Raw genomic sequence first — 12,219 nt, 5'->3', positions numbered from 1 at the left:
TAGCATAATGTTTAATACTATCTTTTCTTATATTTTATATGATTATATAAAAAATTCATATATTAAACTAAAATAAGTTTATATATGGGTACTATATATTATAGTGTGTTTGACGTCTGAATTATGTAAACTAATTAAAAAATACAACTTATGTTTTATACTTAAAGTCACTTATGAAGTGTAGTTTGCATATAATATATAGATCACATATAACTAAGCTGAGATAGTTTTAGAGAGTAGTTTAGAAAGAAATCTTTAGACTACTCTATTTATATTTTTAGTATATTTAGAATTACTTTGCTTAAAAATAATATTTGGATATAAAAAAGATAGCATTGATTTAATGCTATCTTTTTACATTAATAAAGGCAGTTATAAATGAAAAACGGGGTATAATAATAAAGGTTAAATATTATTAAAAATATTTGGTTAAATAGGCTTAAGAGAATATAACTATAAGTCAACATATAGCACGTGAGATAGCTATAATAATCTAAAAATATTTAAAAGTAGCATTAATTACTACTTTTAAATATACATTTTGTTAAGATGAGATTTACTAGGCTAATATAATATATGAAATTATATTAAGATTGACACATAAATACCATAATATGAAATTTATACTAGTATAGAAAACATTTAATATATTATCCAACATTAAAGGTCTAGTATTTAACATTACAAATTTAAGTAAATAAAAGATGTTAAAGAGAAATAGGTGAGATAGAAATAGCTTATCTGTTTTTTCTTTTTTGGAGATATTAAGAATAAAAGGATACATTTATGGAAATAGTTTTTTATATCTAGCAGTAGAAGCTAAAGTATGCTATTAGGTGAATTAAGCGCAGTAATGTGATACATAAAAATTAATGTAGTTAGTATAAGAGTATATTTTCAATGTGTTTTTCAAACTATATATTATAGATAAGAAATTATTGTTAGGAGGAGTAAAAATGGAAAACAATATGGCTATAGAATATCCAATGTTCTGTTATCAATGTGAGCAGACTGCAGGTGGAAAGGGATGTACAAAACTAGGTGTTTGTGGTAAGACACCTGAGGTTGCGGCGTTACAGGATTTGTTAATTTATCAGATTAAAGGAATTAGCTGTTATGCTAATAAAGTAGCTGAAAAGGGTGAAAATGTAGATAAAAATACAGTGGAATTTATTGAAAATTCACTATTTACAACCTTAACAAATGTAAATTTTGATGCAGATGTTCATATTCAAATGTTAAAGGAATCTCAAAAAATAAAAGAGAGATTAAGAAAAAAGGTCGGAAAGATTGAAAATGATACTGAACATATTAAATACGATTTAAGCGATTCCAAATCAGAAATGTTACAAGATGCAAAAAAAGCAGGAATAATGTATGATCAAAATCTTGATCCAGATATACGCTCATTGCGACAAACAATAATTTATGGATTGAAGGGGATAAGTGCTTATGGACATCAAGCAAGAGAGTTAGGGTATTACGATGATCAAGTTGATAAATTCTATGTAAGAGCCCTAGAAGCCACTACAGATGATACTTTATCAGTTGAAGAGTTAATAAGGTGGACGATGAGAACAGGGGATATGAGTGTTGCAGTAATGAAAAAATTAGATGAAGCTAATACTACAGTTTATAAAAACCCATCACCATATAAAGTAAATGTACATATTAAGAAAGGGCCATTTATAATTGTATCAGGGCATGACTTAAAGGACCTTGAAATGTTATTGCAACAAACTGAAGGAAAAGGGATAAATATATATACACATGGAGAGATGCTACCTAGTCATGGTTACCCTGAGTTAAAAAAGTATTCTCATCTTGTTGGAAATTTTGGGGGAGCTTGGCAGGATCAACAAAAAGAGTTTGATGATATTCCAGGATGTATACTTATGACAACCAATTGTCTTATGAGACCAAGGGATTCTTATAAAGATAGAATATTTACGACAAGTGTTGTTGGATGGGATGGAGTTAAATATATTGGAAAGAATGATGATGGGAAAAAGGATTTTAGTGAAATAATTAATAAGGCATTAGAGCTAGGAGGATATAAAGAAGATCAGGAGCCGTATGAAATATTAGTGGGATTCGGTCATCATGCAACTTTGAGCCATGCTGAGGATATAGTTAATGCAGTAAAAGATGGTAAAATAAGACATTTTTTCTTGATAGGTGGTTGTGACGGAGCGAGACCAGGAAGAAATTATTATACTGAATTTGCTAAAAAAGTTCCAGAAGATTGTATAATATTAACATTAGCATGCGGAAAATATAGATTTAATAAATTAAAATTCGGTGAGGTTGCAGGACTTCCAAGATTGTTAGACATTGGACAATGCAATGATGCATACTCTGCAGTGAAAATTGCAACATCACTTGGAGATGCATTTGGAACAGATGTTAATGGATTGCCTTTATCAATTATCCTATCATGGTACGAACAAAAAGCAGTTGCAGATTTACTTGCTTTATTATCATTAGGAATAAAGGGTATATACCTTGGACCATCACTTCCAGCATTTTTAAGTCCAAATGTGCTTCAATATTTAGTTGATACATTTGATTTAAGGACAATAAGCACAGTGGATGATGATTTGAAATCTTGCTTAAAACAAAACATTTAAAATAAATAAATTTATTTTAAAGTTTTAGTTTATATTGAACATGAGAAATTAGTAATTTAAAATTATTTTTTGTAATACATATTTAAGTCGCATTAGTTTAAATTAGTTTTAATCTAAATTAAGAACATCATTTTTATTTAGCTATACTAAAAATAGAAAAAACATTATAAAAGACATACTAAAGTCTTTAGTATGTCTTTTAAATATAAAGATACCATAATAATTTTTAGCGATTTTAAATAAAAATGGTTCCTATGATATTAAAACCTTATCTTAATTTTCCAATTTAAAATTACGGTTTTCATTATCAATCACATTAAAAGGTAATACATAATTGTTAATTATTTTTGATATTATAGTTCCTATAATTATAAGTAAGATTCTTTCTAAAGTTATAAAAAGGAGTTGTTTACCTATGACGACTGTTCCTAATGCTGTTATTGTAGCACAAATTGTCATTTTTTTATACTCAACTGTATAAGTATTTATATATCCTGCGATTATTAATATTAAAATTCTTAATATTGAAGATTCTATAAGTGTAAATAAAATCATAAATATTATAGCACCAATTACTGTTCCCTCTAGCCTTTTAGGTATTCTTTCATTACAATTAGCTTTATATGGTCTTGTAAGAGAAAATACAGTATACATTATCCATCTCCCTTCTGGTAAGTTGATTTTATTCATAACAAATGTGGCAATTGCCATAACTAAGGCCATTCTAATTCCATATGAAAACATTAAACTTTTCCTTGTAAAATTTTCTTTAAATTTGTTTGTAATACAATTTGTCTTCCTATTCTTTATATACTGCAATGTTACAACAAATAAAGCTCCAAATACTAATGATATTAATCTTGTAAAAAATTTTTCTTTAGTAACTGGGTTATGTAACATAAACATATACTGAAGCCCAAAAGGTATGTATAATGCTTCATCTAAATTATATGAGCAAACATATGCAACAACAAACATGGATATGGTATTTAAACTCATTCCTAATATTAATGACTGGGGTGCTAAAAATGAACATATTCCTAAAAATATATTCATAGATAATATTTTAAGAAAACTTATAATAAATTTTTCACTAGACTTTCTTTTTATTATCATTAATGCTAAGGATATAACTGCAATCCCTATAAGTGTGTTTTCTTTTCCAAATATACTTTTGAAAAAAATTACAAACACTAACATTATAATAAATAAAATACATTTTAATAAAATTAATTTTTTACTCATATGTAACCTTCTTTCTATTAAAAATTTTATCATAACTTAGATTTATTTTAAAATAATATGTCTTTCGTTACGCCTTGTAATAATATTTATGTATTTATATTAATAGTTCGATACCTAACGTAAAGTAGAGCTAATGAATTATATATTTTTTCTATACGATACATACATTATAAAAATTTTTAAAGAAATTTAATTAATACTATTTAAATTTAAAAATAATAGACAAACTTAATTTATTTACTGTATCTAAACTTAATACTATATAATCTTTAATTTATAAGATTTTTTAAAATCAAACACCATTATTAAATAAATGCTTTAACATAAAAAGACATCCTAATATTTTTAGGATATCTCTTAGTATAAAAAGAGCTTAAAATATATTTAATCTAATTTAATTTTCTATATTACTTATATGTAAAATTATTTTTTAGGTGATGAATAAATTTTATTTAAAAGTATAATACTATAAAAGAGCTATTTAAAAAGCATTTCTCATTAATGTCTGAGAATTGAACTCTCACTAAGGATAACATGTAAGCCATATGTTATCCTTTTTTATAATTAATGAAAGTATAATTTTGGTGATAAAGAAATTAAATATAATAGTAAGGAAACTATGAAAATGATTACAGAAATATATTTATTAGACATAATAAAATATGATATTATATCTATTGATAAGAGAATTGAATTAGTTAAAGATAGAGTAGTTTAGAGTGAAAACTTTAGGCTACTTTTGTTTTATAAAACGAACAAAAATAATTGTAAATGATGTAAATGAATTAATAAAGGGATTGAAGAACTATAAAAGTGTAATTATAATACAAATATATCTAATTGTCATAATTTCAAAATAAAAAAGGGGGGGTTAAAATGAAAAAGGCAATAATCATATTATTAGCGACATCTATTGCTTTGAGTCCAGTTATAGCTAAGGGGGCAGTGGCTAATACATTTGAAGTAAAACAAGAAAATATTCAACAAAATATTCAAGATGAAGAGGTTGGAGTACCATATAAAGTAGAAAAACTAGAATCGAATGAATATAACTTTGTTAAAAGTTTAGCTGAGTCTAAAGGCATATCTTATTCAGGAGCTAAAAAACTTAATGATGAAAATACAATGAAGTATATGAAAGCAAGAGTACCACAATTTCAAACAATGTACACTACTGAGAAACAATATTATAGAGTAAATAATAGTGTAAGCTTAGTAATGGCTGTAGAAGTAAAATATATTCATGATAATTTTAATGGTGGAAATCAAATAGCAAGTGTAGGGGAACCTTACATGGGAATAAGTGGGGCTAGATTATATAGATGGTCAGAATCAGGATTTAATAAAGATGTTAATATTAATACAGCAAGGATTAGTACTACTGGTCAAGCCTATATTGAAGTGAGCAATGATATATCAGCAGGAATTGATATACCAGGATTAAGTCTTAGCAGTAGCATAGGTTATAGTAAAATCTATACAACTAATGTTAAAACATATGAAATGACAATATACGCTTTAAGTCTATAAAGAATATAATTAATAAGGATGTGCTTATAAATTGCAAAATGAGTTTAAGGACTATAACTATATGGACTATAAAAAGTTAATTGATAAATTTTTCTATTATGGTGTTTGTCTTATAATAGCATGTGCATTTAATATTTTATTTATTAAAGATATTAATTTATTAGTTGGAAAGTCTTTGTTAGATAGTTTCCCGAGAATAATGAATATATATGGATTGATATATAATTTAACAAATTTACTAATACCAATATTACTTATTATAAACTTAAAATATATTTGCAATATAATATACATCTTTATATTAATATTAAGTAATAAAGATATTAAAAAATAGAAATAATTATTATTGAATAAGTACTTAAATATTAGATATAATATAGGTGTTCTTGTAATACCTAACAACAGTCATTCTGACAATAGAAAACACAAAAAACTAGGAGTTTAACTTTCTAGTTTTTTATGATAGATTTTCTATATAATAAATTATTATATTAAATAAAATACTAATTAATTTAAAGTGAATAGATTAATTTGAACTTAAGATTCATTATATATAAAGGAAATAAAACCACAATATCGAATACTATAGAATTAGAGGTGGTATTGTGGGAGTTAGAAATAAACTTAAAGAAATTCGTATGCGAGAGTATATGCTAGATCAAAAAGAATTTTCAGAAATGATAGGAATAAAAAGAAGTACTTATAATACAATAGAGCTTAATAAAGTTCAAGGTAATGCGGAAACTTTATTAACTATAGCAAAAGCACTTAATCGAAAGGTAGAAGATATATGGTACCTAGAAGATTAGGTGCTATTTTTTTATTTAATTACAAACTAAAAATAGGATTTAAGATAAATATTTAGATTTAATATAAAAAATAGGAAACTTTCCGAACAATGGTGCATAGATATATAACATAGAGAGCAACAAGGAGCTGAAATGCATGTTAATTGGAATAGATTTAGGAAATTATTCAGTAAAAACATCAGAAAGAGTATCATTTTTCAGTAAAATTTCAGAAATAGAAAGCTTTAAAGATATTAATGAGGTGATATATGAAGGAAATAGGATTTATGTAGGTGAAGGTGAGTTTTCTACTGATTGGAATAAGAGTTTGAAAGATACTACATTACCATTATTGTTTACTGCTTTAGCTAAAAGTTCTAAAGATAATATATTTCAAGTTGTCTTAGGACTTCCAATACAACAATATAAGAAGAATAAATATAATCTTAAAAACCTTATAGAAGGAAATAGAGGTAAGAGTATAACAATAGATGGAGTAACAAGAGACATTATTATTAGTGATATAGAAGTAGCTCCAGAAGGAGCAAGTGCTTACTATAACTTATCTTTAGAAAATAAAAAGATAATAGGGAATAAACAACTTATTATAGTTGATGTAGGTGGAAGAACTACAGATGTATGTATGTTTAAAGATGGAAAAATACAAGGTTTTAAAACAATTCCTACTGGTATGATGAATGTTTACACTGACATAGTTACAGAAGTTAATACTAAATTTACTGAGAGCTTTAAATTAGAAGAAGGCGAAAATATTTTAAAAGAAGGATTGTTTTTATATGGAGAGCAGCAGGATATGAGTTTCATTAAGTCTATACTTCAAAGACATTTTAATTCTATATATAAGGAGTTGCAACTTAAATTTGAGTTGTCTAAAGGCTATGTTTTATTAACTGGTGGTGGAAGTTTAACTTTTAAAAGAGCTTTCCAAAATAGATTAAAAAACTTAATTATAAGTAATGATCCTCTTTATGATAATGTTATGGGGTTTAAAAAGGTAGGTGAACAGCTTTGGCTAGAAAGATAAGTATTAGTTTTAAGGAAACTACAAAAGATTTGGAGTTGTATGAGCTATTAAATAACATGGAAGATAAATCGTGCGAAATAAAAAGATTATTGAGGAAAGTAATTAAGGAAGAGAATACTAAAGAATTAAAAGAAACTGCTAAAATTGCTAAAACAGAAACAACAAAAAATAAAAATATAGATATATTAGATTTTTAGAGGAAAAAATGTTAAATAAAAAGCTAAAAACAATAAAAAAAGCCTATCTAATTAAAAGATAGACTTGGGCTAAAAACAAATTCTAATAGAATTATATGCATCAAGAATAAAAGTTGTGATTGATTCGGTTATATATTAACAATTAATTTACAAACTAGAGACAATACACCAATTGCTATAAGTGCATAGCCGATTCCAATCCAAATTGTATTTAATCTATTTTCAAATTTTTTATTATTCATTTTAAAAATCACCTCATCAATAGTATATCCAATTAATTAATAAATATTTTAGGAGGCATTAAAGTATGTGGGAAAATTTTAAAAGCTGGTGTGCTGAAAAAACTCTAACAACTATAGGAGAGGGACTTATGGCAAGTGGAATGGTTGGAGAAGAATTAGCAAAGGTAGTTGTAATGATAGGGGTATTATTAATACTTTTCAAACACACAAAAGTTCTTAGATATGGGCTTAAAACCTACGGTTTAGCAATTATAACACAAGTATTAGGATATGTTCTTACTATAATAAAATAGATTTTTGGAGGGGTTTATATGTTAGATATATTAATAGTTAAAAATTATAAAGTTGTTTGTAATAAAGAAATAGATATAAAAAAAGATATCAAGAGATATGCTGACAGTATAAAAAACAAGATTCCTAATAAAAGAAAAATGAAGAGAATAGAAAGTAAGTTTATCAAATTAATGGAAAAAGACAGTGAAGTTAAGGCAATGTATAAAGTGGCTATGTCTACTACGGTTATAAGTGCAACTAATACCGTTTTAGTAAATGCAGAGCCTTTAGTAGAGGTTAGCCAAAAAATAAGAACGATAACTAACCCAGTAATAGAATTACTTGCAGGATTAGGTTATCCGATAACTTATGGAATGCTAATTTGTGGTGGACTTATGGTTATAACGGGTAAAAAAAGCAAAGGGTTAGACATAATTAAATGGGCTTGTATGGGTTATATAGGATTGCAATTCGTACCGTTTCTTTTAGGGCTTTTAGAAATGATAGGAACTGAATTAAGGATGTCATTATAAATTACAGGAGGATATTCTTATGCGTGGATTAAAAATAATACCTAATGCTACTCTTAATAATACTAATATGAAGGACCTTATTAAGAGTTTACACAATATAATTCCTTATGCTGAGCGATATAATTTTGCTTTTCTTGAGGAATTAATGAAAGAGGGGGAACCAATACATTTTAAAAAATTATTTAAGAAAAGTGGCATTAAAAATTTAGTAAAGGGTAAAGAAAAGTCAGATATATTAATTTTACAAAACAACTTTATATATGAAATAGAAATAACAAATAAGAATGTAGAATTTCGGTTATTAGATAGAAACCTAGATAGAGTACAAAAGAACTATAGTAAATATATAGATAAAATAAAATTTAGTAGTTATAAAAAGGACTATGAAATAGATATAAATAAAAATATGGAAGTTGTAGAAATGGTTAATAAAGAACACTTTATGTTTTCTTTAAAGACAACTAATAAGGCATTAGAGCCTTTAAAATATATTTTAGATTTAAAGAAACAGCTAAAAAATAATGAAAGATTTATATACCAAGTTATAATGCAACCACTTAGCACAGAATGGTGGGGAAGTTATAATCAAGCTTATAAAAAATTTAAGGCAGGTAAAATGCCTAAAAAATTTGATTTTAAGCTAAAAGATATATTTAAAACTTTTGGCAATGTAACATTAGATGTAGCTTTAGAGATTATGTACTGTATGGAAGAAATTATGTTTGGAAAACATGGAGTAGAAAAAATAGACACAACAGATGATGATGTAATGATTATAAAAAATGAAAAAGGACTTAAAAGAGCAACGATTGAAAAAGGTACTGAAAAAGGATTTGAAACAAGTATACGAGGTATTGTATATGCTAAAGAGGAAAGTCGTAGGGAGTTTATATTAAATCAATTTAAAAATTGTTTTGGATGTTTAGATTTTGATAATTCACTAATTGCTAGGAAAGTTAAACATACAGAAAACAACATGAATAGGGTAAAATATAGAGAATTATTTTGGAAACCTATCGACAATTCAAAAATGATATTAACACCTTCAGAATTACAGAATTTATTATTATTACCTCAAGTAACACTACAAAAAGAGATAGGTATGAGTAGATTAAATTTTGCAGATATACCTTTAACTAAAGAATTACGAGATGGATATATTCCACTTGGTCATGTTTATGGCGGTAAAGGTAATGCTTATTGGAGTAAGATAAAAGACTTATTATGTTTAAGTAAAGCAATAGTTGCAGTAAAAGGTGCAGGTAAAAGTAAGTACTTTGAGAACTATGTTTATAATGCATATAAGGGTGGGGATTGCATAATCTATTTTGACTATATAGAGAATAATGCTAATGCCTGGAAAGTTGCAAAACATATACCAAAAGAAGATTTAGTTGTATTAGATCTAAGTAAAGGATTCACTTTTGATTATCCAGAGTTAGATATAAGTAATATACCAAAAGACGAAGACTATGAAAGAAATTTAAAAAGATTTGCTAGTGATTATTGTATGTTAATTGAAAAATTTATAAATACAGTTAATACTAATGATGTTCAAGACTTAACTGCAAATATGAGAAATATATTAGTTGCCGCAGCTAGTTTTACATTTTTAGCAGGTTACACAGATATGTATTCAATATATAAATTATTAACTAATTATAGGTTTAGATATGTAGTAGTAAATAAAGTTAAAGAAATGAATATTTACAGAGAAGATGATTTTAGATTTGAAACCTTAGAAAAATTAGATGATAAAAAGACTGGGAAAAGTGGTAAATCAGCAACAATAGGTACTAATGATAAAGCAGATAGAGTTTTAGATAGATTTAATGCTCTTTTAAGAGATAGTAGGACGGAAGAAATGCTTCTAGGCATAGATAGAAATAATGTTAATTTTGTAGATATATTTGAGCAAAATAAAGTAGTTTTAGTGCTTATGCCTGAAGATTATTTCACTGATTATGAACTTAAAGATATAGTAATGACTTATTTTTTATCAAGAATGAAACTTGCAGGACAAAAAAGAGCTGCAATAATTAAAGATAGAGAAGATAGAAAAGTTGTACACATCATGTTAGATGAAATTCACCAGTTAGATAATAGTACTAGTCTTATGATTAAAAATATAGCAGAAGATAGAAAGTTTAGGACAACATATGTTTTTACTTGTCAATTCTTAAAGCAGTTTAAAAGCTTGTGGGAGCCATTGAAGGGTACTGGATGTAATTTTATGCTACTATCAGGTTGTGAAAAAGAAAACTTTAAAATGCTAAGTGAAGAAATAGGAAATAACTTTACAATAGAGGAATTATTACATTTGCCTGCATGGCATAGTCTTAACATTATTAGAGGAAGAGAAAAATCTATTTCAACATTTATTACAAAATTACCTTCACAGTTAAATTAAAATCTAGGGGTATAACTATCCCTAGATTTTAAAATTGTATAAAGTTTAAATAATTGGAGAATATTATAAGTATGAAAATTTATGTTACGGAGGAATATAAATGAAAATATCTAAGAGAATACTTATATATTTTTTTATATGTATAATATGTTTAAGCCTTTATGGATGTGGTAATATAAAACTTAATTCTAATACGCAAATAAATGAAGATGAATCAGGAAAAGTTCAATTCCAGGTAATATATGACGATTTTATAGCATCATTACTTGAAGAAAATAAAATAACTAGTGATATGGAGGGCATAGATAAACTCAAAGAAAAAGGAGTAGTATTTAATAATTATTCTAAAGACGGTATGAATATTGAAGAATTCACATATGAGTTTAAAAATTTAAATCAGTTAGAGCAGCAACTTAATGATACTAATTTTGTTACTATGACACATTCAAAAAAGAAAGGCATAACGAAAAATACATATACAGTTAATATAAAATGTAACACTTCTATAATTGATGAATTAAATAAGGATAAAACATTGGAAAATGAAAGTAATACTACAGATGATAAGGCATACTCATATCTTAAAAATATAGAGTTTTCAAATTTTATTAGCTTACCTGGAACGGTTACAAAATCAAATGCTACTAGTGAGCTGAACCCAAATACAAAAACGTGGACTTACAAATTAGGGCAAATAGATAAAAATACAAATGTAGAGTTAATTTATGAAATAGAAGATAATACTTACATAAAAGTAATCTTTGCATTAGCTATTATTGCAGCAATAGGAAGTACATATTATCTATATAGAAAAAAATCAACTAGGAATTAAATTATTCCTAGTTTTTTAAGTTTATAATATTTTTCTCTACTTATTATTGTTGATTGTTGCTCCCATTTAGTCCAAACGTTCATATGTACATTAACAAGTTTAGCTGCTTGTTTTATTGTTAATTTATTGTTTTTTCTATAATTATAGAGTATAAAATGTAAATTATTTAAATATATAAATTCTAAATATTCATCATAAAAAAATTTAGTATCAAGTTTAAAATATTTTGCTAGTTGCATAGAAATATCTTTATTAGGATATAATTCTTTTAGTTCTATTTTACGCAATGTTTTCCAAGTTATATTGTGTAAATTTTTTACAAGATCAGATCTAGTTATATTATTAGCTTGTCTATAATATTCAATCCAATCACCAGGATGATTAAATTTTCCTAGTGATTCACATGCTGTTAAAACCTCGAAATTATCCACATTTAAAGGTATTAGCAACTTATTCCAAAAGGTTGTCCTTTTATATGAGTTGTACATGCAAAG

At 25.9% G+C, this 12,219-nt stretch carries 11 protein-coding genes; 9 read left to right on the top strand and 2 right to left on the bottom strand.

The window, feature by feature from the left end:
* The first annotated feature begins 956 nt into the window (after nt 1–956).
* On the top strand, nt 957–2,630 hold the full coding sequence (gene hcp / locus CSGHG_RS12500; protein ID WP_010295819.1) for a hydroxylamine reductase: 1,674 nt from the start codon (nt 957–959) through the stop codon (nt 2,628–2,630).
* 273 nt (nt 2,631–2,903) lie between these two features.
* On the opposite strand, the gene CSGHG_RS12495 is transcribed toward hcp, so the two are convergent.
* Nucleotides 2,904–3,875, bottom strand: coding sequence for an FUSC family protein (locus tag CSGHG_RS12495; protein WP_010295818.1), 972 nt, complete (start codon nt 3,873–3,875; stop codon nt 2,904–2,906).
* A gap of 876 nt (nt 3,876–4,751) precedes the next feature.
* Between CSGHG_RS12495 and CSGHG_RS12485 the strand changes: the two genes are divergently transcribed.
* The 8 genes from CSGHG_RS12485 to CSGHG_RS20760 all read left to right on the top strand — a co-directional run bounded on the left by CSGHG_RS12485 (nt 4,752) and on the right by CSGHG_RS20760 (nt 11,725).
* Nucleotides 4,752–5,405 carry a hypothetical protein gene (locus tag CSGHG_RS12485; RefSeq protein ID WP_010295816.1) on the top strand — a complete coding sequence of 218 codons (654 nt, stop codon included), beginning with the start codon at nt 4,752–4,754 and terminating at the stop codon, nt 5,403–5,405.
* 605 nt (nt 5,406–6,010) lie between these two features.
* Nucleotides 6,011–6,214, top strand: coding sequence for a helix-turn-helix transcriptional regulator (locus tag CSGHG_RS12475; RefSeq protein WP_010295814.1), 204 nt, complete (start codon nt 6,011–6,013; stop codon nt 6,212–6,214).
* Between the two features lie 136 nt (nt 6,215–6,350).
* A complete protein-coding gene (locus tag CSGHG_RS12470) occupies nt 6,351–7,238 on the top strand; it encodes a ParM/StbA family protein (protein ID WP_010295813.1) in 888 nt (295 codons plus the stop codon).
* Nucleotides 7,223–7,435: a hypothetical protein gene (locus CSGHG_RS12465; protein WP_010295812.1), complete on the top strand. Its 213-nt coding sequence runs from the start codon at nt 7,223–7,225 to the stop codon at nt 7,433–7,435. Before CSGHG_RS12470 ends, CSGHG_RS12465 begins: the two co-directional genes overlap by 16 nt.
* A 307-nt stretch (nt 7,436–7,742) precedes the next feature.
* On the top strand, nt 7,743–7,970 hold the full coding sequence (locus tag CSGHG_RS12455; protein WP_010295809.1) for a hypothetical protein: 228 nt from the start codon (nt 7,743–7,745) through the stop codon (nt 7,968–7,970).
* A gap of 18 nt (nt 7,971–7,988) precedes the next feature.
* Nucleotides 7,989–8,483 carry a hypothetical protein gene (locus CSGHG_RS12450; protein WP_010295807.1) on the top strand — a complete coding sequence of 165 codons (495 nt, stop codon included), beginning with the start codon at nt 7,989–7,991 and terminating at the stop codon, nt 8,481–8,483.
* A 19-nt stretch (nt 8,484–8,502) separates the two neighbouring features.
* Nucleotides 8,503–10,893: a hypothetical protein gene (locus tag CSGHG_RS12445; protein WP_010295805.1), complete on the top strand. Its 2,391-nt coding sequence runs from the start codon at nt 8,503–8,505 to the stop codon at nt 10,891–10,893.
* A 100-nt stretch (nt 10,894–10,993) separates the two neighbouring features.
* Nucleotides 10,994–11,725, top strand: coding sequence for a hypothetical protein (locus CSGHG_RS20760; protein WP_010295798.1), 732 nt, complete (start codon nt 10,994–10,996; stop codon nt 11,723–11,725).
* Here CSGHG_RS20760 and CSGHG_RS20755 read toward each other — a convergent pair.
* Nucleotides 11,722–12,219, bottom strand: a 498-nt coding sequence (locus CSGHG_RS20755; protein WP_010295796.1) for a helix-turn-helix transcriptional regulator, incomplete at its 5' end; no start/stop codon positions are given. The two genes, CSGHG_RS20760 and CSGHG_RS20755, sit on opposite strands and share 4 nt — an antisense overlap.

Origin of the sequence: Clostridium senegalense JC122 (assembly GCF_000285575.1) — a bacterium.
In the GTDB taxonomy this organism is placed as follows: domain Bacteria; phylum Bacillota; class Clostridia; order Clostridiales; family Clostridiaceae; genus Clostridium_J; species Clostridium_J senegalense.
The sequence above is the reverse complement of the archived record's forward strand: the minus strand, read 5'-3'. Positions and strand labels throughout refer to the sequence as shown.